Annotated in this window: 24 protein-coding genes; 9 read left to right on the top strand and 15 right to left on the bottom strand. The window is 67.1% G+C overall.

The genetic code is table 11. The features are described 5' to 3' along the window. Nucleotides 1-71 precede the first annotated feature (71 nt). Entirely contained in the window at nucleotides 72-1,166 is a 1,095-nt protein-coding gene (locus CFB43_RS09940) for a polyamine ABC transporter substrate-binding protein (protein ID WP_089494951.1), read from the bottom strand. A 420-nt stretch (nucleotides 1,167-1,586) separates the two neighbouring features. On the opposite strand from CFB43_RS09940, the gene CFB43_RS09945 reads away from it, so the two are divergent. After that, on the top strand, nucleotides 1,587-1,790 hold the full coding sequence (locus tag CFB43_RS09945; RefSeq protein WP_010095552.1) for a DUF1289 domain-containing protein: 204 nt from the start codon (nucleotides 1,587-1,589) through the stop codon (nucleotides 1,788-1,790). Between the two features lie 75 nt (nucleotides 1,791-1,865). On the opposite strand, the gene CFB43_RS09950 is transcribed toward CFB43_RS09945, so the two are convergent. From CFB43_RS09950 to CFB43_RS09960, 3 genes are all read right to left on the bottom strand, one after another. Continuing rightward, entirely contained in the window at nucleotides 1,866-2,507 is a 642-nt protein-coding gene (locus CFB43_RS09950; RefSeq protein ID WP_039357873.1) for an OmpW/AlkL family protein, read from the bottom strand. Nucleotides 2,508-2,572: 65 nt separating this feature from the next. Beyond that, nucleotides 2,573-3,763: an NAD(P)H-dependent flavin oxidoreductase gene (locus CFB43_RS09955; RefSeq protein ID WP_089461131.1), complete on the bottom strand. Its 1,191-nt coding sequence runs from the start codon at nucleotides 3,761-3,763 to the stop codon at nucleotides 2,573-2,575. A 123-nt stretch (nucleotides 3,764-3,886) separates the two neighbouring features. Further along, nucleotides 3,887-5,323 (bottom strand): aldehyde dehydrogenase family protein, encoded by a 1,437-nt coding sequence (locus CFB43_RS09960; protein WP_089494952.1) that lies wholly within the window; start codon nucleotides 5,321-5,323, stop codon nucleotides 3,887-3,889. A 134-nt stretch (nucleotides 5,324-5,457) separates the two neighbouring features. Here CFB43_RS09960 and CFB43_RS09965 point away from each other — a divergent pair, with 134 nt between their 5' ends. Next, a complete protein-coding gene (locus CFB43_RS09965; RefSeq protein WP_089494953.1) occupies nucleotides 5,458-6,219 on the top strand; it encodes a hypothetical protein in 762 nt (253 codons plus the stop codon). A gap of 314 nt (nucleotides 6,220-6,533) precedes the next feature. Next, a complete protein-coding gene (locus CFB43_RS09970; RefSeq protein WP_069248063.1) occupies nucleotides 6,534-6,899 on the top strand; it encodes a hypothetical protein in 366 nt (121 codons plus the stop codon). Between the two features lie 131 nt (nucleotides 6,900-7,030). Here the strand turns inward: CFB43_RS09970 and CFB43_RS09975 are convergent, their stop codons facing one another. After that, nucleotides 7,031-7,510, bottom strand: a complete 480-nt coding sequence (locus CFB43_RS09975; protein ID WP_089440193.1) for a DUF2501 domain-containing protein — start codon at nucleotides 7,508-7,510, stop codon at nucleotides 7,031-7,033. A gap of 284 nt (nucleotides 7,511-7,794) precedes the next feature. Here CFB43_RS09975 and CFB43_RS09980 point away from each other — a divergent pair, with 284 nt between their 5' ends. Both CFB43_RS09980 and CFB43_RS09985 read left to right on the top strand, forming a co-directional pair. Beyond that, a complete protein-coding gene (locus CFB43_RS09980) occupies nucleotides 7,795-8,343 on the top strand; it encodes a hypothetical protein (protein WP_089494954.1) in 549 nt (182 codons plus the stop codon). Nucleotides 8,344-8,428: 85 nt separating this feature from the next. Beyond that, nucleotides 8,429-9,004: a polysaccharide deacetylase family protein gene (locus CFB43_RS09985; protein WP_089494955.1), complete on the top strand. Its 576-nt coding sequence runs from the start codon at nucleotides 8,429-8,431 to the stop codon at nucleotides 9,002-9,004. Between the two features lie 12 nt (nucleotides 9,005-9,016). Here the strand turns inward: CFB43_RS09985 and CFB43_RS09990 are convergent, their stop codons facing one another. Beyond that, nucleotides 9,017-9,991: a phosphotransferase gene (locus CFB43_RS09990; RefSeq protein WP_089494956.1), complete on the bottom strand. Its 975-nt coding sequence runs from the start codon at nucleotides 9,989-9,991 to the stop codon at nucleotides 9,017-9,019. Nucleotides 9,992-10,016: 25 nt separating this feature from the next. Here CFB43_RS09990 and CFB43_RS09995 point away from each other — a divergent pair, with 25 nt between their 5' ends. Beyond that, complete coding sequence (locus tag CFB43_RS09995; protein ID WP_089494957.1) at nucleotides 10,017-10,706, top strand: cephalosporin hydroxylase family protein; 690 nt, start codon at nucleotides 10,017-10,019, stop codon at nucleotides 10,704-10,706. Here CFB43_RS09995 and CFB43_RS10000 read toward each other — a convergent pair. From CFB43_RS10000 to CFB43_RS10025, 6 genes are all read right to left on the bottom strand, one after another. Then, nucleotides 10,663-11,871, bottom strand: coding sequence for a glycosyltransferase (locus tag CFB43_RS10000; protein WP_089495298.1), 1,209 nt, complete (start codon nucleotides 11,869-11,871; stop codon nucleotides 10,663-10,665). The genes CFB43_RS09995 and CFB43_RS10000 overlap by 44 nt on opposite strands. Before the next feature lie 7 nt (nucleotides 11,872-11,878). Beyond that, nucleotides 11,879-12,940: an asparagine synthase-related protein gene (locus CFB43_RS10005; RefSeq protein WP_089494958.1), complete on the bottom strand. Its 1,062-nt coding sequence runs from the start codon at nucleotides 12,938-12,940 to the stop codon at nucleotides 11,879-11,881. Beyond that, nucleotides 12,937-13,815: a 4Fe-4S cluster-binding domain-containing protein gene (locus CFB43_RS10010; RefSeq protein WP_089494959.1), complete on the bottom strand. Its 879-nt coding sequence runs from the start codon at nucleotides 13,813-13,815 to the stop codon at nucleotides 12,937-12,939. Before CFB43_RS10010 ends, CFB43_RS10005 begins: the two co-directional genes overlap by 4 nt. Before the next feature lies 1 nt (nucleotide 13,816). Beyond that, nucleotides 13,817-14,809 (bottom strand): phosphotransferase enzyme family protein, encoded by a 993-nt coding sequence (locus CFB43_RS10015; protein WP_089494960.1) that lies wholly within the window; start codon nucleotides 14,807-14,809, stop codon nucleotides 13,817-13,819. Then, complete coding sequence (locus tag CFB43_RS10020) at nucleotides 14,810-15,559, bottom strand: FkbM family methyltransferase (RefSeq protein ID WP_089494961.1); 750 nt, start codon at nucleotides 15,557-15,559, stop codon at nucleotides 14,810-14,812. 239 nt (nucleotides 15,560-15,798) lie between these two features. Next, a complete protein-coding gene (locus CFB43_RS10025; RefSeq protein WP_069248073.1) occupies nucleotides 15,799-17,391 on the bottom strand; it encodes an ABC-F family ATPase in 1,593 nt (530 codons plus the stop codon). 171 nt (nucleotides 17,392-17,562) lie between these two features. Between CFB43_RS10025 and CFB43_RS10030 the strand changes: the two genes are divergently transcribed. Then, nucleotides 17,563-18,015 (top strand): lipocalin-like domain-containing protein, encoded by a 453-nt coding sequence (locus tag CFB43_RS10030; RefSeq protein WP_089494962.1) that lies wholly within the window; start codon nucleotides 17,563-17,565, stop codon nucleotides 18,013-18,015. A 12-nt stretch (nucleotides 18,016-18,027) separates the two neighbouring features. Here CFB43_RS10030 and CFB43_RS10035 read toward each other — a convergent pair whose 3' ends face one another. Beyond that, nucleotides 18,028-20,325, bottom strand: a complete 2,298-nt coding sequence (locus CFB43_RS10035; protein ID WP_089494963.1) for an AsmA family protein — start codon at nucleotides 20,323-20,325, stop codon at nucleotides 18,028-18,030. Nucleotides 20,326-20,477: 152 nt separating this feature from the next. Here CFB43_RS10035 and CFB43_RS10040 point away from each other — a divergent pair, with 152 nt between their 5' ends. Beyond that, nucleotides 20,478-21,179: an ABC transporter ATP-binding protein gene (locus CFB43_RS10040; protein ID WP_089494964.1), complete on the top strand. Its 702-nt coding sequence runs from the start codon at nucleotides 20,478-20,480 to the stop codon at nucleotides 21,177-21,179. After that, entirely contained in the window at nucleotides 21,176-21,979 is an 804-nt protein-coding gene (locus CFB43_RS10045; protein WP_039357836.1) for an ABC transporter permease, read from the top strand. The genes CFB43_RS10040 and CFB43_RS10045 overlap by 4 nt, the downstream gene beginning before the upstream one ends. Before the next feature lie 41 nt (nucleotides 21,980-22,020). Here CFB43_RS10045 and CFB43_RS10050 read toward each other — a convergent pair whose 3' ends face one another. Both CFB43_RS10050 and CFB43_RS10055 read right to left on the bottom strand, forming a co-directional pair. Beyond that, nucleotides 22,021-22,494: a PliI family lysozyme inhibitor of I-type lysozyme gene (locus CFB43_RS10050; RefSeq protein ID WP_089494965.1), complete on the bottom strand. Its 474-nt coding sequence runs from the start codon at nucleotides 22,492-22,494 to the stop codon at nucleotides 22,021-22,023. A gap of 233 nt (nucleotides 22,495-22,727) precedes the next feature. Continuing rightward, on the bottom strand, nucleotides 22,728-23,279 hold the full coding sequence (locus CFB43_RS10055) for a DUF6013 family protein (RefSeq protein ID WP_089494966.1): 552 nt from the start codon (nucleotides 23,277-23,279) through the stop codon (nucleotides 22,728-22,730). Nucleotides 23,280-23,382 lie beyond the last annotated feature (103 nt).

A 23,382-nucleotide genomic window follows, 5' to 3' on the forward strand; every position in this document is an offset into this window, starting at 1 on the left:
CTCCTGCGTTGAACGAACAAAGCCCCCGGGGGTACCAGGGGCTTCATGACTGCCGGGAACATCGGCTCGCGTCAGCGGCCCGACTTCAGCTCGGTCCACAGACGCGTCTGCAGACGCTGGATTTCAGGCGGCAGCGGCTTGAGCAGGAACAGCGTCTTCACGACGTCGGCCGGCGGATAGACGGCCGGGTCGTTCGCGACGTCGGGCCGCACGTACTTGCGGGCCTCTGCGTTGGCGCTCGGGTAGTACACCGCATTCGTGATCGCCGCGTGCACCTTCGGATCCTCGATGTAGTTGATCCACTGCAGCGCGGCATCCTTGTTCTTCGCGTCCTTCGGGATCGCCATCACGTCGAACCACACCGGCGCGCCGCCCTTCGGAATGTAGTACTCGACCTTGTACGACTTCTTCGCCTCGATCGCGCGATGCTTCGCGATCACGACGTCGCCCGACCAGCCGAACGCGAAGCAGATGTCGCCGCCGACCAGGTCGTTGATGTAGCCCGACGAGTTGAATTGCGTGATGTACGGGCGGATCTTCTTCAGCACGTCCATCGCGGCCTTGTAGTCGGCCGGGTTCGTGCTCATCGGATCCTTGCCGATGTAGTGCAGCGTCGCCGCGAACATCTGGTCGGGGGCGTCGAGCACCGACACGCCGCAGGTCTTCAGCTTCGAGATGTTTTCCGGCTTGAACAGGATGTCCCAGTTGTCGAGCGGCACCTTGCCGAGCGCCTGCTGCGCCTTCGTCAGGTTGTACGCGAGACCGGTCGTGCCGTACGCCCAGGGCACCGAGAACTTGTTGCCCGGATCGGCGCCGGCGACGAGCGCCATCAGTTGCGGATCCAGGTACTTGAGGTTCGGCAGCTTCGACTTGTCGAGCGGCGCGAAGATGCCGGCGGCGATCTGCTTGCCCGCGTAGTTGCTGGTCGGCACGACGATGTCGTAGCCCGAGCTGCCCGTCAGCAGCTTCGCCTGCAGCGTGTCGTCGCTGTCGTAGTTGTCGTAGCGGACCTTGACGCCCGTCTGCTTCTCGAAGTTCGGGATCGTGTCCTTCGCAATGTAGTCCGACCAGTTATAGACATTGAGCTGCGACTCCTTCGCCGCTGCCGCCGATGCACCCACGCACAGCGCGAGCGCTGCGAACCGGCCCACTACCTTTGCTTTCATCCCGTTCTCCCTCCGGCCGGACCGTGTGTCCGGCTGCCGTCTGCCTCGTCATGACGGCGCATTCTGGCGCGCCGCCCCTCGAAAACCCCGAAAACTACCATCATTCGCGCCCCGTCACAAAAAAATCATGCCGGTGTCGCGCAAACGGAACAGATTACCGCCGCCGGCCAGGCTGGCCGCCCGTGCGGCGGGGCGTTCCCGGGGAATTCTATCGGGTAATCGGCGGCTGTCCACCGGGAAAAACGGGCGGCGGCGCACCCGCGTCCGCCGGCCGGACGCGAACCGCCCGGCGGCCGTGCCCGAACCCCGCCGTACTGTCACGCCGCTGCACCGGTACGGCATGCCGGCGGCGCCCGTCGGATCGTCCGGCCGCGATGCATTAAAATGGCGGCTGACGATTCAACGGCGTGAACCCTTCCGATGGCCTCCAATCTCCACGACCTGCCCGACAGCCCCTGCATCGGCGTGTGCTCGACCCTCTTCGACGAAGTCTGCAAGGGCTGCGGCCGCACGGCTGCCGAAGTGTCGAACTGGGTGTTCCTGAGCGACGACGAAAAGCGCGCGGTATGGGAGCGCATCTCGCGCGAAGGCACCGCGATGCGCTTCCAGTACGACAAGCTGTAAATCCGCCGCGCAAAAAAAGAGCGGCATGCCGACCGCCATGCCGCCAACCCCAACTCTGTTCTTTTCCCGCCGCGTCTAGAACTTCATCCCGACGCCCACGCCGACGATCAGCGGATCGATGTGCAGCGTGCCGATGCCCTTGTCGCCCAGCGTCGCATCGGTGCTCATCCAGATCTTCTTCACGTCGACGTTCATGAAGACCTTCTTCGTCAATTGCACGTCCACGCCGAACTGCAGCGCGGGGCCGAAGCTGCTCTTGTTGATCGACACGCCCTCGCCGCCGACGTTGAGCCCGTTGTTGTAGAAGTACGTGTAGTTCACGCCCGCGCCGACGTACGGACGCACCTTGCCGGCATGGTTGAAGTGGTACTGCAGCAGCAGCGTCGGCGGCAGCACGCCCACGCCGCCGAGATTGCCGATGCTCGACGTCAGCTGGTGCCGCGACGTACCCAGGATCAGCTCGACGCCGAGGTAGTCGCGGATCATGTACGTGAAGTCGAGCTCGGGCACGATCGCGTTGTTCACCCCGACGTTGAGCGCGCCCAGCGTATCGCTCGCGCGTTCGTTCGGCTGGATGCTGATCGCGCGCAGCCGGACCAGGACGTCGCCCTGGTTGATGCCGTCGCCCGGCGAGGCTGCGTGCGACAGCGAAGGCATCGCGGCGAAAGCGGCCGCAACGGCGGCAGCGGTGACACAAGTTCGAATCGTTTTATGCATGGTACGGACCCCCAAAGAATGGTTTCCATTCTCTCTGTAGGGTCTTTTCTTCATCTTGATATTCGTCAAGCCAGCGTAAACGTGGGGCGGTTTGCCGCAGGCTCCGTCGCAGCGCCCGTCAGCAACAGGTCGAGCAGATCGCGCACGCTGCGGATCGCACGGCCGAACGGCAACGCTTCGCGGCCGCGGAAGAACAGCCCGTTCGCGACGTCGCCGCGCAGCGCGGCCGCGAGCCGCGTGTCGATGCAGAAATGGCCGAACTTCTCGATGCCGTCGCGCAAGCCGCATACGCTCAGGCATTCGAGCGCGGTCGGGCAGCGCTGTTTCAGCGCGCCGAGCTTGGTACGGATGCGCGTCTCGTTGCGCAGGTAACGATCGAGCCACGGCGTCTTCACCGCGCGCGCGGGCAACCCCGTCACGCTGACGAAGTCGACGATGTCCTCGGGTGTCGCATCGGCCAGCACGCGCTTGAAGTGCGGATGCGCGTCGCCCTCTTCCGTCACCGCGAACGGCGTCCCCACCTGCACGCCGTTCGCGCCGGCGTCGAACGCCGCGCGCACCGCGTCGTGACTGTTGATCCCGCCCGCAACGATCAGCGGAATCGTTTCGCGTGCGAGGCCGAGCGTCGCCATCACCTGGGCGGTCTCGTCGAGCACGCGCGCGAAATCGAAGCGGGGGTCGTGCATGTCGTCGATCTGCGTGACGCCGAGATGGCCGCCCGCATGCGCCGGATGCTCGATCACGATCGCGTCGGGCAGGCGCCCCTTCTTCATCCACTTCTTCAGCACGAGCGCGATCCCGCGGCTGTCCGACAGGATCGGAATCAGCGCGATGTCGTGTCCCTGCGTGAGGTCGGGCAGGTCGAGCGGCAGGCCCGCGCCCATCACGATCGCGTCCGCCCCCTCGTCGCACGCCACCCGCACGTAGTCCGCATGCGCGCTCACGGCCTTCATCACGTTGACCGCGATCATCCCGCGCCCTTCGCTGTAGGTCTTCGCGAGGCGGATCTCGCGTGCGAGCGCCTCGAGGTTCGCGGCCTCGAGCGTCGCGCGATCGGGTTGCGCGCGGCAACGCGCGAGCAGGTCCGCATGATGGTGGCGCAGGTCGATGCTCGCGATCGTGCCGACCGCGCCTTCGCGCGCGACGCTGCCCGCGAGCCGGTGCGCGGAGATGCCGACACCCATGCCGCCCTGCACGACGGGCAACAAGGTGCGGCCGCGAATCGTCAGCGGCGGAAAGGAAGTGCGTACGGTCATCTGAAACCTCGTCGGAACATCGGAACCGCGATGATCGACGATCCACCGACGCGCACCTTGACGGCCGTCAATAAAAAAACGGCACGCGAGCGTGCCGTTTCCGGTTCAGGCCGTGACAAACGCTCAGGCCGGCTTCGCGGGCTTCAGTTGCATCGACTTGTACTCGAGATATTCTTCGAGCCCGTACACGCCGTTCTCGCGGCCGTGCCCCGACTGCTTGTAGCCGCCGAACGGCGCGGCCATGTTCCATGCGCCGCCGTTGATGTCGACCTGCCCGGTGCGGATGCGGCGCGCGATGCCCATCGCGCGTTCGTCGCTGCCGGCCCATACCGCGCCGCCGAGCCCGTACGGCGAATCGTTCGCGATCCGCACGGCCTCGTCTTCATCGCGATACGTGATGATCGACAGCACCGGCCCGAAGATTTCTTCCTGCGCGATCGTCGATTTCGGATCGACGCGGCCGAACACGGTCGGCTTCACGAAGAAGCCTTTATCCAGCCCTTCCGGCAGGCCCGTGCCGCCCGTCACGAGTTCGGCGCCTTCGTCGATCCCGCGCTGGATGTAGTCCTGCACACGCTGCTGCTGCACGGCCGATGCCAGCGCGCCCAGGCGCGTCGCATCCTGCCGCGGATCGCCGGCGACGTAGGTTTCGGCCGCCGCCTTCGCGAGCTCACGTGCCTCGTCGTAGCGCGCTTCCGGCACCAGCATGCGCGTGTGCGCGGAGCAGGTCTGCCCCGCGTTCAGGTAGCACGCGTTGACCGTGCCCTTCACCGCCGTCGCGAAATCGGCATCGTCGAGGATCACCGACGCCGACTTGCCGCCCAGCTCGAGTGCAACGCGCTTGACGCCCGCGGCCGCCAGCTCGGCCACGCGCTTGCCGGCGCGCGTCGAGCCCGTGAACGACACCATGTCGACGTCCGGATCGGTGGCCAGCACTTCACCGACCACCGGGCCATAGCCGCACACGAGGTTGAACACGCCGGCCGGCAGCCCGGCTGCGTGAATCGCTTCGGCGAGCATGAACGCGTTCAGCGGCGCGACTTCGGACGGCTTCAGGACGACCGTGCAGCCGGCCGCGAGCGCCGGCGCAACTTTCAGCGTGATCTGGTTGAGCGGATAGTTCCACGGCGTGATCGCCGCGACGACGCCGACCGGCTCGCGCACGACGAGCGAGTTGCCGACCTGTGCCTCGAATTCGAACGACTCGGCGAGCTTCGCATACGCCTTCCAGTTGTAGATCGGGCCGCCGACCTGGATCGCGCGCGACAGCTTGATCGGCATCCCGACTTCGCCGGTGATCGACTGCGCGAGTTCCTCGCTGCGCGCCTGCAGATGCTCGACGATCTTGCGCAGGTAGCCCGCGCGTGTCGCGGGCGGCGTGGCCGCCCACGCGTCGAAGGCTGCGCGTGCCGCGCGGATCGCGTCCTGCGCGTCGGACGCGACGCCTTCCGGGATCCGGCCGATCACCGCCTCGGTGCCCGAGTCGATCACGTCGATCGTGCCGGTGCCGGCCGGTTTGCGCCATGCTCCGTCGATATAGAACTGGTCGTAGATTTTCATCGCTTTCCGCCTCCAGGAAAGCCGCCATTCTAGCGAGCGTTCCGGTCCGCCGGTGTGACGCGGCGTGACGATTGACAGCCATTCGAAAGGTCTTTAGCCTCGGCGCCTCATTCATCATAAGAAAGGAGAATGCCTTGAGCATCCTGACCAAAATCGAGGGCGGCTATCTTCAGGTATTGCGCGTGATCGTGCTGTTGTTCGCGACCGCAGTCCTGATCGGCGGGGTCATATTCGGCGTGGTCGCACTCGATGCGCGCCTGTCGAAACCGCCGAAGGTCGATTCGGCCATCCAGGTCGATCCTGCATCGTTCGCGTGGGAGAACGATGCGCCCGCCAAGGCCGCGCCGGCCGCCGGCGGCGCCGCAGCCAAGGACGACGATGCGTCGCCCGCGCTGCGCCTGTCGACGCAACTGTCCGGCATCGTGCAGAAGCACGGCCGGGCGGCCCTGTCGCCGGACTACGCGGTCGATCGCGACGCGTACGAGCCGTCGTTCCAGCGCGTGCTCGGCGACGACGACCATCCGGACGTCGCGTACTACGAGCAGCAGATCGCGTATCTCGACAAGGTACTGTCGCGCCCGGACGTCGCGGCCAGCGTCAAGAAGAAGGTCACCGGGCACGGCGACGAATATGCGCGCGAGCAGGCGTACACCGACGTCGTGTCGGCGGTCATGCGCGACTTCTCGCAGCGCTACGACGCACGCCGCACCGCGATCGACGACGAAAAGAAGGCCGCGGAAGAAACCGCTGCCGAGAACGGACAGACCGCGCGCTTCGCGGGCGTCGCCGCGCTCGTCGCGCTGTATTCGTTCGTGTCGCTCGCGGTGCTGATCATCCTGATCCGCGTCGAGCGCAGCATCCGCTCGATCGCGCGCGCCACGCACACGACGACCTGAGTTCGCTCATCGGCAGCCGGGCCCGCGCGCCGGGCTGCGGCGGGCCCGGCAACGGGCCCGCTTCATGGCGCCGGCGGCCGTTCCCCGGCCGCCTCATCCCGCGCCGCGCCTCACGCGCTTGCGCACTTTCCGTTCCCGCTGCCCGCTCACATCGCCGTCGGCGATCCTCGCCGGCGCGGCGTCCGTTTCACCACCGCGATGTCAGCATCCGCCCGGGTGCGCGGTCGGGCCCGCATCGTGCTATGTTTTTATTATCGGCACCGGCCCAATGCAACCGGCGCCGCCCGGAATCGACGTATTTCGTGAGCGCTGCCATGTCCGACGCACCCCATATCCTCGGCTCGCAAGACCGCCTGGAACTGCTTTGCTGGCTCACCTGCGGCAATCTCGGCGCGTTTTACCTCAACGAATCGTGGCCGGACGCCACGTTCCAGGTCCAGGCCGCTCACCGCTGGCTCGACCGCCATCATCGTCAGGCCGACTGGCTGGCCGTTGCCAAGCTCGCGGCGCTCGCGCAGGACATCGCGAAGCGGCATGCCGGGTTCGTCGATGCGTCATGGGCGCGCGACGCGGTCGAGGAAATCGTCGATACCGACGATCTCGATTATCGGGCGAAACTCGTGCAATGGGTCTACGAAGACTGCTGCAAGGCGCTCGCCGACAAGCGGCTGGCCGATTGAGTCCGTGCGTGCGGGCCTCGGCATCGCGCGGCCGCCCGCCTTCTCCTCGATGATCTGCGCGGGGCGGCCGGAATGGCCTGCGGAAGCGGTACGCATGGCACCGCCCCCTGCACCGCCCCGCGACGAATCGCTTACAGCAGTGACTTCGCCTGCGTCAGCACCTTGTCGCAGATCTGCTTGGTCACCTGCTGCTTCAGGCCGCCGCCGCTCAGGTCGAGCTTGCTGCCGTTGCCGGCATCGAGGACCCCGCTCGCGCCGCTGGTATAGCCGCTGTCGGACGATGCGTTGCCGCCGAGCTTGCCGATCAGCGCGTCCTTCACCGACGACGCACCGCCGGACGCCCCGCCGAGATAGTTGTTCTGGATGCAGAACTGCAACAGGCCGGCGACGTTCCCGGTGCTGCCCGGCGTCAGCGACGCACCGCCCCCGCCCGTCAATGCACCGCCGAGGCCGCCGAGATTGCCGAGCGCACCGCCCGCGCTGCCGCCTGAGTCGCCACCGCCGCCGACCTGCTTCAGGACATCGCCCAGCTGCGCATGCGCCACCGAAAACGGTGCGAGCAATCCGATCAGCGCGCCGGCAACGGTCGCGCGGTATAGACGTGCATTCATGTGAAGCCTCCCGGTTGTGATGGCATGAGTACCGCGAATCGAATCCAAGGATACTCAATCGAACCGTGCATGACAGCCTTCGAAGGCGGCCTGAAACGTCAGGCATCGTGATATCGCCGCAATTTGACAAAGCTTGACGGCGCACCGTGTGCGGAACGTCGGTTTGACGCAGGCTCGCGATCGCTGTGCCGGGTCGCCGGCGCACGTGAAGCGTCATAGAATCGTCGGGCCGGCCGTTCGGACCCTCCGGCCCGATCCCCATCCCGAACCTGAAGGATGCTCGCGTGATGCTTGCCCATCGACTTCTGCTGATCGCCGGCGCGTCGGCCGCGCTGCTTTGCGGTTCCGGCACCGCCCGCGCGGCGACGGCGACGGCCGCCGCCGCATGCCCGTCACCTTCGTTCGACCGCTATCCGGCGCTCGCCGCGAGCGCGCCGCCCAAGCCGGCCGCGGCACCCCGCCTGACCACGAGAGAAACCCGCCTCTACCGCACCGTCATTCGCGACGAATTCACGCAACCGGCCAATTTTGCCGGCCACTACCGGGTCGCGATCTGGGGTTGCGGAACGGATTGCCGGAATTTCGCGATCGTCGACAAGTACACGGGCGCGACGTACACGATGCCCGGCGTACAGGCCATCGCAGGCGTGATGGGCAACGACGAGGAGCGCGTCGATTTCCGCCCCGGCAGCAGGCTGCTGATCGTCGCGGGCTGCTTCAACGACGAATGCGACGACAACAGCGCGAAGGCCGCGCGGTTCTTCTATGAATGGACCGGCACGCAATTGCGTCGGATCGGCACCTGTCCGCTGGCGATCGAGCCGCTCCAGTAGCCGGCCAATGAGCGCGCCGGCCGCCGCTCGCCGCGACTTGCGCTATCGTTGCTCCGGTATAACTTGAACGGCGCCCCCGCCCGCAATGTCCATTCGCCTCAGTTTCGACGACGGGCCCGGTCCCTCGACACCCTTCTTGCTCGATGTTCTACATGCCGCGTCCTGCCAGGCGACCTTCTTCCTGCTCGGCCAGAATCTCGCAGGCGCACTCGACGTCGCGGCAAGAATGGCGAGCGAAGGCCACCTTCTCGGCAATCACACGCATTCGCACGCGAGGCCGGGCGCGCTGACAGACGACGCGCTAATCGACGAAATCGACGCAACCGACGCGCTGATCCGTGAAGCCTATCGTCGAGCCGGCGTTCCGGCGCCAGCCACGATTCCATTGCGCCTGCCTTACGGCCTGATGCCGCAGGACAGTCGCGCCGGCGTGCTGGCGCGGCTGCAGCGCGAACACACGGGCTGGACCGCGATACTGGACGACTGGCAGCGGCCGGCGCCGTCGCCGCAGGCGCTGTTCGACGCGATGTGCGCGCACGTCGACGCCAGCGCGGCACGGCAACATGACGTGCTGTTCTGCATGCACGACGGATCGCGGCGCGGCGAGGCGCGGCCCCATACGGTCGAAGCGGTGCGCCTGTTCCTGAATCGGCCGCGCTGACGAAGCAGCCGGTTAACGTCCCGGCGCCGCACCCTCCAGCAACTGCCACCAGCCGCCGAGAAAACCGATGCCCGCCCCCGGCGTCCACAGCCCGCGCTGTGCAGCTTCGAGATGGATCAGCGTCTGGTCCGCGCAGAACAGGGCCATCAGCGCATCGCGTCGGTCGTGCATCCAGTCCGGCACGTCATCGGGCCGCGTCGCGGCATAGGCTTGCAGGCCGGCGTCCCAGCGCCGCGCATCGAATACGAAGCGGTCGTCCCTGCCCGCATCGCGCGACAGCGCGAACAGCGCAAAAGCCGCTTCGAGCCACTGCGCGCCCTGCCCGACATCGTCGAAATCGAGCACGCCGTTCACCGCGTGCCCCACGTACAGCAAATTGCCCGCGTGATAGTCGCCGTGCAACCAATGCACCGTCCCCGTCAGCCAGCGGGCAGCACCGTCGAGATCCGCGCCGATCCGACGCATCGTCGTCTCGTAGTGGCCGCTCAAGCCACCCGGCAACGACGGCGCGGCACGCGCCGCTACACGTGCGTGGCGTGCCGACAGCCAGGCCAGCGGCGCCGATTCGGTCACGGGCATCACCGCCATCGCCGCCATCGCCGCATGCAGATGCGCGAGTGCACGCATCGCATCGATCGCGCCCGCCTCCGCATCGTCCGGCAGGCCGGGGCGGCCGTCGATATGCTCGAACAGATGCAGCCAGCTTCCATCAGGCAGTTGCACACCGGACTGGGCGTCCACGGTCGGCCGCAGCTTCGGCAGCACAGGCAGCGTCGGCGCCGTACGCGAGCGGCCGAGATGGCCGAGCATCGCCGCCTCGCGATGCACCTGCTCGACCGCCTTGCCGGGCCACGACACGCGCAGCACCGCGCGCCCCGCATCGCACTCGACGAGATACGTTTTGTTAGTATGGCCCGACGCCAGCGCCTGCAGGTGCGCCGGCCCGATGTTCCAGTACCGGTGAAGCCACGGTTCCAGCGTTTTCACGTCACTCCTACTCGTTGCATTGACCATGTCAGAGCGTCCCTCGGCCCGCATGCGGGACATCAATATCGAATGGCTGACGCGCGCTGCCGAATTCGACCATCTGTTCCATACGCGCTGGCTCGGCGAGCGCTTCTTCCACCTGCCCGGCGACATGCTCGCGCTCCAGGAGCTGATCTGGCGCGAGCGTCCCGACTGCATCGTGCAGACCGGGATCGCGGCGGGCGGCGGCGTCGTATTCTCCGCGTCGATGCTGGAGCTCGCTGGCTTCAGCGGCCGCGTCGTCGCGATCGAACCGCGCCTGCGCGATGAGGTCAGGCAGCGCCTCCAATCGCACCGGCTCGCCCACCGGATGACGCTGATCGAAGGCGAATCATGCGCGGCCGACACGCTCGCATCGGTGCGTGCGCAGATCGATGACGGCGCACGCGTGATGGCGATCCTCGATCTCACGCACACCCACACGCACGTGCTGCGCGAGCTCGAATGCTATGCGCCGCTCGTGACGCCCGGCAGTTACGCGATCGTGATGGACACCATCATGGAGTACCTGCCCGCGTCGATGTTCGACGGCAAGCCGTACGGCAAAGGCAACAACCCGGCCACCGCCGCGCATGAATTCCTCGCTCGCGACAACCGCTTCGAGATCGACTACGACATCGAGGACCGCGTCCTCATGACGCTGTCGCCCGGCGGCTTCCTGAAGCGAGTGCGCTGATCAGGCGCGCCGCCTCGGCAGAACCGTCGCACGACGCGTAGCTCGCGCGGATCCGCGCCGCCTGCTCGCGCAACGTCCCGGGCCGCAACAGGCGCTCGAGCGCAGCGGCGATGTCCGCCACGCCGGCCTGCTGCAGATCCAGCACGCACCCCGCGCCGGCCTGCTCGACGAAGTGCGCCGAATGGAACTGGTCATTGCAGAACGGCGACAGCAGCATCGGCACGCCGCACGCAAGCGACTCCATCACCGAATTCGCGCCGCCGTGACTGACGAACGCGTGCGTGCGCTGCAACAGCGCCAGTTGCGGCACGTAGCGCACCGCAATCACGCGCTCGTCGTCGGCCGGCAGCAGATCCGAATCGACCAGTTCGCCCACCGACAGCACCAGTTGCGCCGACGTCGCGCGCGTCGCCTCGATGACCTTCGCAAACACGTCGGGATGGTAGTAAAGCTGGCTGCCGAGCGACATGTAGACCAACGGACGATCCGCATCGACGCGATCCCACGGAAACGGCGTCTCGTCGCCGCGCGGGCCGGACGGCATTGCCGGGCCGACCAGCTCGACACCCGGCGGCGGCGCACCGACCAGCGCGTCGGTCGTGAACGCGAGCGTCAGATGCGGAGAGAGGATGTCGCATCCGCGAAAGCGCGCATCGAGCCCGTAGCGCGCGAACAGCCGCGTGCGTTCCGGCGTGAGCCATCGCACCGTACGCAGCAGTTCCGAATCGAGATCGTCCGGCAGCACCGGATTCAGCGAATTCGACATCGAGACCCACGGCAGCCCTTCCAGTTCAGCGGCAATCGCCGCCGCATAGAGCAGCGGATCGATCACGACCACGTCGGGCCGCCAGTCGCGCAGCACCGTGCGGATACCGTCCACCTGTGCGGGCGCGAGATCGATCAGCAGCGTGCGGATCCAGTGCCGCAGCCAGTCCGCGTCGCGGATGTTCGCGGCGAAGCTCGCGCCGCGCGACAGGTCGTGGCGCTCGGGCGTCTCGCGCGGCCCGACGAATTCGAAGCCGCCGGCACCGTCGAGCTGTGCGCTGAGATCGGCCGGCGCATAGAACGCGACGTCGCACCCGGCGGTACGCAGATGCTGGGCCGGGCCGATACACGGATTGACGTGCCCCTTTTCGGGCACCACGCAGAACAGGATGCGTTTCATGAACGATTCAGGTTGGGCGATGCGCGGCATCGAGGTGGTCGAAATGATCGAGGATCAGCGACAGCGTCGTCCACAGCACGCGTTCGGTATCCGCCTGCAGCGTGGGCGCGGCCAGGCCGAGCGTGTCGGCCAGCGCGTGTGTGCGGTCGCGATCGAGCAGCGCCGCGAGATCCATTGCCGGGGCGAGCCGCCCGCGCTTGGGGCCGTGCACGAGACGGTCCGGCAGGTTCAGGCGCGCACCCAGGTCGCGCAGGCATTGCTTGTCCGGGTCGGGCGCGATGCTCGTCAGATGCGCGACGACGGCAGCGTCGACGAACGGCGGATGCAGGTCGACCGACGCCGCATCGAACAACGCACGGCACAGCGGCAGATAGTTGGCCGACTGGTCGCGGCGCAGCACCTGGTCCGCGCCGTCGCCGGTGATGGCCACCTCGACGCCATCCCCGGCCATCGCCTCGGCGAGCAGCAGCTTCGCGACCGGATGCAGGTTGAACATCGGCTCCTCGACCGCATGCGTCGTTCTCGGCAGCGCCGCGACGAAATCGGCCTCGTTCGCGCGCACGATCTTCACGTTCGCCTGCATCTGCGCGGCCAGTTCGAGTGCGGCATCGCGTTCGCAATAGTCGGGCATGTCGGTCACGAGGACGTAGGACGTCACGTGCCGCTGCGCGCCGAGTTCGCGCAGCAACGCGAGCAGCAGCGCCGAATCGAGCCCGCCGCTCAGCGCCAGCGCAACGCGCTTGCCGCTGTCGAGCGCGCGCTGCAGCGATGCGCGCAGCACGGTTTCCAGATCGGCATGCTGCGGCTGCCCGGGTGCCGGCAGCACGGTCAGCCCTTGCGGCGAACGGATCAGCGCATGGCCGGGCGGCACCGCGCGCACGTCGCGCAACACGGTGCGGCCGACCAGCCGCTCGCCGCTCAGGTAACCGGCGATGGCCGCCGCGTCCGGCTCGCCGGCCGGTTGCCCCGACGCGTGCAGGACGGCCCGGATGCCGGACGCCGCCGCACCGCTGCGCGGATGGTAGTGAAGCCGGTCGAAGCCGAACCGGTCGCGCGTGCCGACGATCATGGATAACGCGCCTTCAAGGCGTCCACTTCGATACGTTTGAGGATGCGATGCGGCGCCACCGGTGCGCTGCCGCCCTGGCAATGCAGGCACGCTTCGAGCGGCGTCTCGCGTTGCAGATAGGCGAGCATCGCGTCGAGCATGCCAGCGTCGTCGCGCAGCGGCAGCCCATCGGACTGAAAATCCTTCTCGCCCTGGTAGAGCGTATGGAAATGCGCGGGACGCGTGCACGTGTAGAACATGCCGTCGCGAATCATATGGCAGCGCTCGCGGATCCAGCAATCGTGATAAAGGCGCTGCGCTGCGTCACGATCGGTGCTGGGCTGCGCGCGGTTCATCGTCGTGAACACGTTCTGCACCTTCCAGTTCAGGCGCACGTCGAAGCGCGCGGCCTGGCGCTCGATGTGCGCGACCAGGTCGGGCGACAGCGACGGCTTCGGATAGCGCGAGATCGTCAGCGCATCCACCGCCTGCCAGAACGCGTCGCGCATCTCGCCGAGCTTCAGGCCGTTCGTCGTGACGGAGATCACGGGCGCGATGCCCGTGGCGCGCACGCGCCGGACGAGTTCGACGAGCGCCGGATGCAGCAGCGGCTCACCGCCGACCAGCTTGAACATGCGCGGGCGCAGCACCTTCTCGGCGCGGCGCAGATCGGCTTCGATCGATTCGGGGCGCGCATACCACTCGGGCAGCAGCGGCGACAGCGAGCAGCATTCCGCGCAGGTCAGGTTGCAGTGATCGACGATGTGCGCTTCGAGCGAGCGCGTCAGCACGCGCCCGTCTTCGACGCGGTAATCGCGATCCAGCGGCGGCGGAAACACATGCTGCCGCTCGGTGGGCGGCGTCGGATTCGACATCCGGTTCAGATTCGCATTCACTTCAGCGTCCTGCTTCCACACAACGGGAAAAGAAATCGACCAGACGGTCGCGCGCATCCACCATCGCGGTGGCCATCGCCACCGCGCCGTTCAGATGCGATGCAAAGCGCGACGGATCGTCGAGCCAGCCTTGCACGATCCAGAGCTTGAGCGCGTGCTGCAGACACGCGGCATCGACCGCCCATGCAAGGCGCGCGGGATCGACCGGCCGGGTCCGCCGATAGGCCAGCACGAACGCTTCCGCCAGATGCGGCGCCTCCAGCGGCAGATGGTTCAGGCAACGCACCAGCTCGTATTCGCGCGGCGCGCCGATCGACGCTTCCCAGTCGAGGATGAGCGGCGGCAGCGTGCCCGTGAACAGATAGTTGAACTGGTTGTAGTCGTTGTGGATCGGGTGCTGCGGATCGTCGGCGGGAAACGCGTCGATGCTGCCCGGATAGTAGCGGTCGAGCAGGCGCAGCGCGAGATCGACGTAGCGGCGCAGGTTGTCGGCGGCGTGGTTCGAGCGTGCGCGATCGAGTGCGTCGTGCAGGCTGCGGCGCACCGCGTCCGCATCGATCGCGGTCAGGCGTGCGCGGATCGTGTCGAGCTGCGGCAAATGAAGCGGCTCGAGACTCAGATGCAACGCGGCCAGGCTCGCGCCGAGCGCATCCCATTCGGCCGGCGAAAACGTGTCGTAGGTTCTGAACTGCCCGGCTTCCCAGTGCGTCAGCATCGCGTGCGAGCCTTGTCCCGTCCACAGCGGCTCGCCGGACGTCGTGCGTTTCAGCGCCTGCACATGGAAACGCGCATCGCGATGCGTCTCGAAGTGCGCGAGCACGGCGGCCTCCTTGGCCGCACGCGCATGATGGTCGAGCGCGTAGAGCTTGACCGCGACGCCGCCGTCATCGGTCGGCAGGTGCCATACGCGTTCGCCGACCTGGCGCGGCGGCCCCATGCGGCCCAACGCGTAGGCCTCGCGGATCTCGTCGAAGGTCGCGGCGAGCGAGTCCATTCAGATGTGCTCGGCCGGCCCGTATCGATACGGATGACCGCTCAGGAACGTGTTGTGACCGACGTAGCGCACCTTGTACATCGCCGGGCGGAACAGCACCGAAGGGTCGTTGTTCGCGATGCCGAGCAGCGGATACAGGTCCTGCCGCACGAAGAACGCGTTGTTGCCCATGTCGTCGCAGCAGACGAGTTCATAGCCCTTCTGCCTGCCGAGATGGACGAGCGATTCGAGACTCGCGCCGTAATACGTCGAGCCGTCCCATTCGTGGTCCGGGTTGAAGCACATGACCCAGCGCTCGGGCGGCGTGTAGTACGGGTTGTATTCGATCACGACGATACGCGGCTGGAACGCTTGCAGGCCGCGCCAGACCCAGTAGTCGTTGCCGTCGATGTCGATTGACAGCAGGTCGAAGTCGGTTGGCGTGTTGGCATCGGCGAGCAACGTGTCGATCGTGTCGGGCTGAACGCGGTCGTGATGCAAGCGAACGCGGTCTACACCTGCGTAGTGGGCGGCCAGCTTGCCGAAGCGGTACGCACTCCCTTCCACCAGCACCCCGGCCCAATCCCGTTCGCGCAGCAGCCGCGCGGTGTTGCTGTTGCGCAGGCCGTCGCTCGCGCCGATATCGACGCAGAAGCGGTTGGTCGGCGCGATCCGCTCCATCAGGCGCGACAGGATGCCTTCCTCGGTGCCCTGTGCATAGAGGCTTGGCGCAAGGCCGGATAAATCGAGCGGGAGAGGATGGTCCTGCATCGAGGGCGGCTCCGGGTCGGAATTGAGGGTGGTATCCGGAGCGTAATTTACCCGAAGTCGATTGCGAGGAGGAAACGGGAATGTGCGCCCCCGCGCTTTACCGGCACGGAAATGAAAAAGCCCGCATCGACAATACTGTCGATGCGGGCCCGATGCGCTTCTCGCGGCTTCGCGTTGCTATGCGCTCCAGCTTCGTACCACGGCCAGACCGCAACACATGAACGGAAGCGTCAGGACACTTACTCCTGCCCCTGACTCGTCAGGAACTCCTCGTAATTGCCGCCGAAGTCGAACAGCGTGCCATCCGTACGCACTTCGATGATCCGGTTCGCCAGCCCGCTCACGAACTCGCGGTCGTGCGACACGAAAATCAGCGTGCCTTCGAACTGCTCGAGCGCGATCTGCAGCGACTCGATCGACTCCATGTCCATGTGGTTGGTCGGCTCGTCCATCAGCAGCACGTTGTGGCGGCCGAGCATCAGCTTGCCCCAGATCATGCGGCCCTTCTCGCCGCCCGACAGCACCTTCACCGACTTCTTGATGTCGTCCGACGTGAACAGCAGGCGGCCCAGCGTGCCGCGCACCATCGTTTCGTCGTCGCCGTCCTTGCGGTACTGGTCGATCCAGTCCATCAGCGTGATGTCGTTCGGGAACTCCTCGTACGTGTCCTGCGGCATGTAGCCGACGTTCGCGTTCTCGGACCACTTCACCGTGCCGTGCTCGAGCTCGAGCGCGCCGAGCAGCGAACGCAGCAGCGTCGTCTTGCCCGCGCCGTTCTCGCCGATGATCGCGATCCGCTCGCCCGGCTGCACCGACAGGTTGAAGTTCTGGAAGATCGTGCGCTCGTACTTCTTCGTGATCTCTTCAGCGACCACCGCGACGTTGTGCAGCTTCTTCTCGAACTCGAAACGGATGAACGGGTTCTGGCGCGACGACGGCTTGAATTCCTCGATCTTGATCTTGTCGATCTGCTTCGCACGGCTAGTCGCCTGACGGGCCTTCGACTTGTTCGCCGAGAAGCGGCGCACGAAGTCCTGCAGTTCCGCGACACGCTCCTTCGCACGCGTGTTCGCCGCGGCCTGGCGCTCGCGCGCCTGTGCCGACGCGAGCATGTAGTCGTCGTAGTTGCCCGGCCAGACCTTCAGCGTGCCGAAGTCCATGTCGGCCATGTGCGTGCACACCGAGTTCAGGAAGTGACGATCGTGCGAGATGATGATCATCGTCGAGTTGTACTCGTTGAGCGTTTGCTCGAGCCAACGAATCGAGTTGATGTCGAGGTTGTTGGTCGGTTCGTCGAGCAGCAGCACGTCCGGCTTCGAGAACAGCGCCTGCGCGAGCAGCACGCGCAGCTTCCAGCCCGGCGCGACGTCGCTCATCGTGCCGTTGTGGAATTTCTCCTCGATGCCGATGCCGAGCAGCAGCGCGCCCGCGCGCGCCTCGGCGTCGTAGCCGCCGTATTCGGCGAACTTGCCTTCGAGCTCGGCGGCGTGCATGTAGTCGTCGTCGGTGGCTTCCGGGTTCGCGTAGATCGCGTCACGCTCGGTCATGGCGGCCCACATTTCGGTGTGGCCCATCATCACGACGTCGAGCACGCGCACGTCTTCGTACGCGAACTGATCCTGGCGCAGCTTGCCGAGACGCACGTTCGGCTCCAGCGCGACGTTGCCGGCGCTCGGCTCGAGGTCGCCGCCGAGGATCTTCATGAACGTCGACTTGCCACAGCCGTTCGCGCCGATCAGACCATAGCGGTTGCCCTCGCCGAATTTGACCGAGATATTCTCGAACAAGGGCTTCGGCCCGAATTGCATCGTGATGTTGGCAGTAGAAAGCACGGCAGGTCCCGTTAAAGGATAAATCGACGGAAAACCGTGTATTTTAGCAGGTGTCGGAGAAACTGCCGACCACGCCGTTCCGGCAGCGCATTTCCGGCCTCCCCGGCCTGCGGCCCGACGGCCCGCCAACACGACGGCACGCGCCCCACCGCCGCCTTACCGGAATCCCGCATGCTTGCCAGCCAGCTTCGCGAACAACTCGTCGGCGCATGGCGCCTCGTATCCTACGAAGTCCGGCCGCGCGACGGCAGCGCGGTCACCTATCCGCTCGGCCGCGACGCGCGCGGCTGGATCCTGTACACGCCGGACGGCTACATGTCCGCGCAGCTGATGGCCGCCGGCCGGCCGCCCTACGCGGACGGCGACCTGCAGGGCGGCACCGCCGACGAGCGCGCGGCGGCCGCCGGCGGCTACATCGCGTATTCCGGCCCCTTTCAGGTCGCCGACGACGGCACGCTGACCCACGAAATGGACGTCAGCCTGTTCCCGAACTGGATCGGCAACGTCCAGCAGCGCGCCGTCAGGCTCGACGGCGATCGCCTGCAGCTCGGCACGGCCGCCCCGGTACGGATCGACGGCCGGGAAGTCGATGCCGTGCTGCTCTGGGTGCGCGCGGGCCGCTGACGCGCACGCGCGTCACTTGCCGGCCTTCGCCGCTGCCCGCTGGGCCGCCTTCGCGTTCATCTGGCCGAACAGCTCCGAACACGGCACGTCGCGGTTGTTGCTCGGCGCGATCAGCGGAATCAGGGCCGCGAACGGGTTGATCAGCCCGAGGCCGACCATCGCGCCGGCGCGCAGCGCGAGCGCACCTGCATCGACGCCGACGTTCGGGTTCTTGAACGTGCCCTTCGCGTACAGCGGCGAGCGCAGCGAGAAGATCCGGAAGCCCTTCGTGTGCGGGTGGATCTTCAGGTTCAGCGTTTCGTCGCGCAGGCTGATCGGGCCGTCGACGTTGATCAGCGCGTCGTCCGTATCGAGCGCGAACACCTTCGGGTCGAGAATGCCGTTGGTCGCGACGAAGTCGATCGCCGCGCAATTGATCTTCACGTCGTTGTTGCCGAACAGCTTCTCGTAGACGACGTTCGCGACGTTCAGCCCCGCCGCTTCCATCAGCAGGCGGCTGATGCGGCCGTCCGTCACGAGCGCCTTCACCTCGCCGGTCGACGTGGCGGCCAGCGCGGCCGGCGAGTTGCCGGTCGCCGACAGCGACGCATCGCCGTTGATCTCGCCGAGCGCCGACTGCATGACCTTCTGCGCCGGGAACAACTGCTTGAGCTTCAGGTGCCGCGCCGCCACCGTGAAGCGCCCCTTCAGCGGCGCGCCGCTGCCGTCGAGATGCGCGGTCGTGGCGAGCGTGCCGCCCGCGACGCCGAACTGCAGCGGCTCGAGCGACAGCACGCCGTCCGTCATCACGATGTGCGTGTACAGGTTGGTGATCGGCAGGTCCGAACTCTTGATCAGCTTGCGCCCCGTGAACTTGACGTCGGCGTCGAGCGCACGCCAGCGGTCGGTGCGGAACGTCTCGACCGGCAGCACGCGGCTCGACGGCTGTTTCGTCGTGTCGCCGCGCTTGGCCTTGCTCGCGGCCGTATCCGCGCCGATCACCGGCGCGAGATCGGAGAATTGCAGCAGGTTCGACACGAGTTCGCCCGACAGCTTCGGCCGCGGCTCGCGCTGCTCGTAGACGAGCGTGCCGCCGAGATCGCTGCCGCCGACGCGGCCGTTGAAGTTCTCGTAACGGAAGGTGCTGGCCTTGCGCTTGAAGTTGCCGATCAGCCGCCCTTCGGTCGCGTAAGGCGGCGTATCGGGCAGCGTGATGCCGCTGAGCTGATAGAGATGCGACATCGACGTGCCCTGCAGCCACAGCCGCAGGTCGATGGCCGCGAGATGCATCGGGTCGGTCAGCGTGCCGACGATCGCGAGCCGCGTGTCGCCGGCCTTCACGTCGGCCTGCAACGGGAACGGCCGCGACGCGTCCTGGATCGCGAGCACGCCGCCCAGCTTGCCGGTGCCGCTGATCGGCACGTTCTTGTAGCGGCCGTCGACCTTCAGCCCGAACGCATAGGTCGGGCCGGACGGCTTCGCGGGCGCTGCGACGCTGCTTGTAACGCTTGCACCCGATGCGGCAGCGGCAGACGATGCCGAAGAGGTAGGCGAGGAAGACGACGCCGACATCACGGCAGACCCGGCCGAAGCACCGGTGGTCGAGGCCGCACTCGCAGCCTGCGCAGCGGACGCACTCGACGCAGCCTCCGCGTTGGCCTTCGCGCTCAACTGCGCGGCGCCATGCTTGCCGACCCGCTGCGCCGATGCCGCCCGCGACGTCTGCTCCTGCTCCTTCAGCACGTCGCCGAGCGGAATCGGCTGCCCGAGCGTATCGATCGCGACGGTCAGGTCGGCCTTCGTGATCGCGTCGCGGTACGTGACGGTGCCCTTCGCGAAGCCGAAGCTGTCGAGCCGCACCTTCCACGGCGACGGCTGCGACGATTGCTTGAACTGGAAGGTCCACGTGTTGCGGCCGTCGGCGAGCCGCTCGAGGTCGACGGCCGGATTCACGACGTCGATCGACGGGATCACGATTTCATGCGCGAGCAGCGGCAGGATCGCGAGATCGAAGTGCGCGGCATCGAGCGTGACGAACTTGGGCATCTTCGCCCAGTCGGGGTTGCCGATCTCGAGCTGCGTGGCCGTGAAGCTCGGCCAGGGCACCCAGGCGCGCCAGCCGGTTTCGCCGTCGGGGCGGCGCCAGCCGACCTTCAGGTCGCCGTTGATCGCGAACGGGCGGCCGAGCGCGGCCGTGACCTGCTCGTTGACCCACGGCTTCGCGCGGTTCCAGTCGAAGATAAAGAGAAAGACGCCGGCCGCCGCGATGAGCACCGCGACGATACCGACGATCCATGCAGCCGATTTGCCGATGGCTCGGGCTAGCGTCATGGCGGTTCCGTTGTTGTTCTGAAATGTTGCCGCACCATGCCGGGCCGCTTGCGTGGACGAACGGCGCACGACACCCGCGGCTTTTCAATCGGTATTATGACGCACGCCATGGTGACGTTTCGGCGCCATTAACGCTTTTTTTCATTTGTGACATGACAGCCCCCACCGGCCTCATCGATGCGGCGCGCATCACGCGGCGCGATGCCAGCAGCGGCAAGACCCTGCTCGCCCCGACCGATTTCAGCCTCGCGGCGGGATCGCGAATTGCTATCACCGGGCCGTCCGGGTCGGGCAAGAGCGTGCTGCTGCGCGCGCTCGCGCTGCTCGACCCGCTCGACGGCGGCCACATCCTGTGGCGCGGCAAGCGGATCCGGCGCAACGCGATCCCGCGTTACCGCCGCAGTGTCGCCTATGTGCGCCAGCGCCCCGCGCAGATGGACGGCACCGTCGAATCGCAGTTGCGCTACCCGTACTCGCTCGCGATCTATCGCGACGTTGCGTTCGATCGCGCGCGCGCCGAAGCGCTCGCCGCGCAGGCCGGCCGGGGTTCCGACTTTCTCGACAAGCGCGCGAGCGACCTGTCCGGCGGCGAAGCGCAGATCACCGCGCTGCTGCGCGTGCTGCAGCTCGACCCCGACGTGCTGCTGCTCGACGAGCCGACGTCCGCGCTCGACCCCGAATCGGCGCGCGCGATCGAGGCGCTCGTCGGCGCATGGTTCGACGCGGCGCCCGACGCCCGCGCGTACTTGTGGATCTCGCACGATCCGGCCCAGGCCGCGCGGATCGGCACGATGCGGCTCGTGATGCAGGCCGGCGTGATGCACGTGGCCAACCCGACGGAGGCCCCGCAATGAGCCCCGCACTGCAGGATCTGAGCCTCGTCGACGTCGGCATCGCCGCCGCGCTCGTCGCGGTCAACGGCGCGATCTCGATGGCCCTGTCGCTCGGCCTCGGCCGCAAGCTCGCGCTCGCGGCCGTGCGCACCGTCGTGCAGTTGCTCGCGATCGGCTACGTGCTCGGCTGGGTGTTCGGTCATCCTCACTGGTACATCGTGCTGCCGCTCACCGCGCTGATGACGCTGATCGCCGGGTTCGCCGGCGCGGGGCGCGGCAAGCGCACGTATCGCGGCCAGCGCATCGACAGCATCGCGTCGATCTGGTTCAGCAGCTGGTTCGTCGCGGCGGTCGGCCTGTTCGTCGTGATCCGCATCCATCCGTGGTACGCGCCGCAATACGCGATTCCGATTCTCGGGATGATTCTCGGCAATACGCTCACGGGCGTGTCGCTCGGTGTCGAGCGGATGATGGAAGAACTCACGGCGCGCCGCGATCGCGTCGAAACCGCGCTGGCGCTCGGCGCGACGCGCTGGGAAGCCGCGCAGGACGCCGCGCGCCAGGCCGTGCGCGCCGGCATGCTGCCGACGCTGAACCAGATGGCCGTCGTCGGCGTCGTGAGCCTGCCGGGGATGATGACGGGCCAGGTGCTGGCCGGCCAGTCGCCGCTGCAGGCCGTGCGCTACCAGATCGTGATCATGTTCCTGATTGCCGCGGCCTCCGCGCTCGGCACGGTCGGCGCGGTGCTGATGACCTATCGCCGGCTGTTCTCGGCGGATCACCGCTTTCTCGCCGCGCGGCTCGAAGAACGCGCGCACTGACACCCGGCGCCATCGCGCGACGCGTTCGCGCGGTTCGCCAGTCAGCGCGCGCCGTGGCGTTTGCCGAGCGCCTGCCGCAACGCGGCTGGGATGTCCGCGTCGGGCGCGAGCCCGTCGACCGACGCGACGAGCTTCACGGCGCGCGGTGTCGTCACATAGGCTTGCGCGCCGACATAGCCGCCGCTGCCGGCCGAGCGCGTCGTCACGACGAGCGCCTGCGGCGCACGTGCACCGAGGTCGGCCGTGAATGCATCGGTAACCGTACCATCACGCGCATGCAGCGCGCCCGTCACGTAATCGTCGGTATCGAAGCCGGGGGCGGCATGCGCGGTCGAATACACGCGCACCGCGTAGCTGCCGGTCGAGCACGGTTCGAGCGCGCCGCTCGACACGACCGCCACCTGCTGCCGCGACGACAGCTCGACTTTCTTCACGAAACCGCAATCGTCGGCCGCGTGCGCGTGCACGGCGACGAACGCAAAAACACACAACAGCGCGCGCATTCGGTATTTCATCGGGATGTCGTGACAGGAAGGTGATGATGCGGGCGAGCATAGCGTGACAGGCTCATGACGTCACGCGGGTCGCTACGCGACGCCACCGCACGGCGAACGGCCGCCATGCCGCTGAAGCAGGTCGCGAGAAAGCACTGTGACGGCGACACGAAACGGTCACGTGTCGCCGCGTGGTACCGCAAGTCGAATCCGTTGCGCGCGCACCGGCTCCGACGCCGGCCCATGCGCACCGCTCAACGCTTGATCGACACCGTCACTTTCGTACTATCGCTCATCGTGACGGACTTCGACCCGCCGTTGGTCGGGATCGACACCCACTTCACCTGGCTCACCGACACGACGTCCGGACACTGCAGCGACTTGCCGCCGGCCGTCACGTTGCGCGTGCCTTTCGGCGCGGCTGCCTGGAAGCTCAGCTGCACGTTGGCGATCCCCTTCGCGTCGATCGACGGCGCGAGCCGCACCTGGGTCTGGCGCACCATCGCGCCGTTCTCGTCGCGCGGCAGGTTGTCGGCGTTCGGGCAACCGTCCGGCATCGCGACCGCCCCGCTCGGCGGCACCGACTTCCAGTTGAAGTCGTCCGTCTCGCCCGAGCGGATCTTGCGGGTCTCCTGCGTATTGCCGAAGCTCTTCGAGTCGACCTTGACGGTGTATTCGAGCTGTCCGGTGCCGCCCCCCTTCAGGCTGCCCTTGACCGGCGGCGCCGCGAATACGCTTGCGCTGACGCACGCCGCCGCGAACACGACCGACCACGTTGCGGCGACTGACAAGCTGCGTTGGCTCATGCTGACCTCCTTGGTATGCGGCGGCACGCGCGTGCCGCGCGGTTTTCGATGCATGATGCGCTGCCAGTCTACCGCCAAGCGGCATGCAATGCGCCGCAAACGC

Origin of the sequence: Burkholderia sp. AU15512, from assembly GCF_002223325.1 — a bacterium.
Taxonomy (GTDB): Bacteria; Pseudomonadota; Gammaproteobacteria; order Burkholderiales; family Burkholderiaceae; genus Burkholderia.

What these genes read in the sequence shown, in the direction of transcription:
- CFB43_RS09940 (WP_089494951.1), bottom strand. Translation starts at nt 1,166, where the DNA reads ATGAAAGCAAAGGTAGTGGGCCGGTTCGCAGCGCTCGCGCTGTGCGTG.
- CFB43_RS09945 (WP_010095552.1), top strand. Translation starts at nt 1,587, where the DNA reads ATGGCCTCCAATCTCCACGACCTGCCCGACAGCCCCTGCATCGGCGTG.
- CFB43_RS09950 (WP_039357873.1), bottom strand. Translation starts at nt 2,507, where the DNA reads ATGCATAAAACGATTCGAACTTGTGTCACCGCTGCCGCCGTTGCGGCC.
- CFB43_RS09955 (WP_089461131.1), bottom strand. Translation starts at nt 3,763, where the DNA reads ATGACCGTACGCACTTCCTTTCCGCCGCTGACGATTCGCGGCCGCACC.
- CFB43_RS09960 (WP_089494952.1), bottom strand. Translation starts at nt 5,323, where the DNA reads ATGAAAATCTACGACCAGTTCTATATCGACGGAGCATGGCGCAAACCG.
- CFB43_RS09970 (WP_069248063.1), top strand. Translation starts at nt 6,534, where the DNA reads ATGTCCGACGCACCCCATATCCTCGGCTCGCAAGACCGCCTGGAACTG.
- CFB43_RS09975 (WP_089440193.1), bottom strand. Translation starts at nt 7,510, where the DNA reads ATGAATGCACGTCTATACCGCGCGACCGTTGCCGGCGCGCTGATCGGA.
- CFB43_RS09985 (WP_089494955.1), top strand. Translation starts at nt 8,429, where the DNA reads ATGTCCATTCGCCTCAGTTTCGACGACGGGCCCGGTCCCTCGACACCC.
- CFB43_RS09995 (WP_089494957.1), top strand. Translation starts at nt 10,017, where the DNA reads ATGTCAGAGCGTCCCTCGGCCCGCATGCGGGACATCAATATCGAATGG.
- CFB43_RS10000 (WP_089495298.1), bottom strand. Translation starts at nt 11,871, where the DNA reads ATGAAACGCATCCTGTTCTGCGTGGTGCCCGAAAAGGGGCACGTCAAT.
- CFB43_RS10005 (WP_089494958.1), bottom strand. Translation starts at nt 12,940, where the DNA reads ATGATCGTCGGCACGCGCGACCGGTTCGGCTTCGACCGGCTTCACTAC.
- CFB43_RS10015 (WP_089494960.1), bottom strand. Translation starts at nt 14,809, where the DNA reads ATGGACTCGCTCGCCGCGACCTTCGACGAGATCCGCGAGGCCTACGCG.
- CFB43_RS10020 (WP_089494961.1), bottom strand. Translation starts at nt 15,559, where the DNA reads ATGCAGGACCATCCTCTCCCGCTCGATTTATCCGGCCTTGCGCCAAGC.
- CFB43_RS10030 (WP_089494962.1), top strand. Translation starts at nt 17,563, where the DNA reads ATGCTTGCCAGCCAGCTTCGCGAACAACTCGTCGGCGCATGGCGCCTC.
- CFB43_RS10035 (WP_089494963.1), bottom strand. Translation starts at nt 20,325, where the DNA reads ATGACGCTAGCCCGAGCCATCGGCAAATCGGCTGCATGGATCGTCGGT.
- CFB43_RS10040 (WP_089494964.1), top strand. Translation starts at nt 20,478, where the DNA reads ATGACAGCCCCCACCGGCCTCATCGATGCGGCGCGCATCACGCGGCGC.
- CFB43_RS10045 (WP_039357836.1), top strand. Translation starts at nt 21,176, where the DNA reads ATGAGCCCCGCACTGCAGGATCTGAGCCTCGTCGACGTCGGCATCGCC.
- CFB43_RS10050 (WP_089494965.1), bottom strand. Translation starts at nt 22,494, where the DNA reads ATGAAATACCGAATGCGCGCGCTGTTGTGTGTTTTTGCGTTCGTCGCC.
- CFB43_RS10055 (WP_089494966.1), bottom strand. Translation starts at nt 23,279, where the DNA reads ATGAGCCAACGCAGCTTGTCAGTCGCCGCAACGTGGTCGGTCGTGTTC.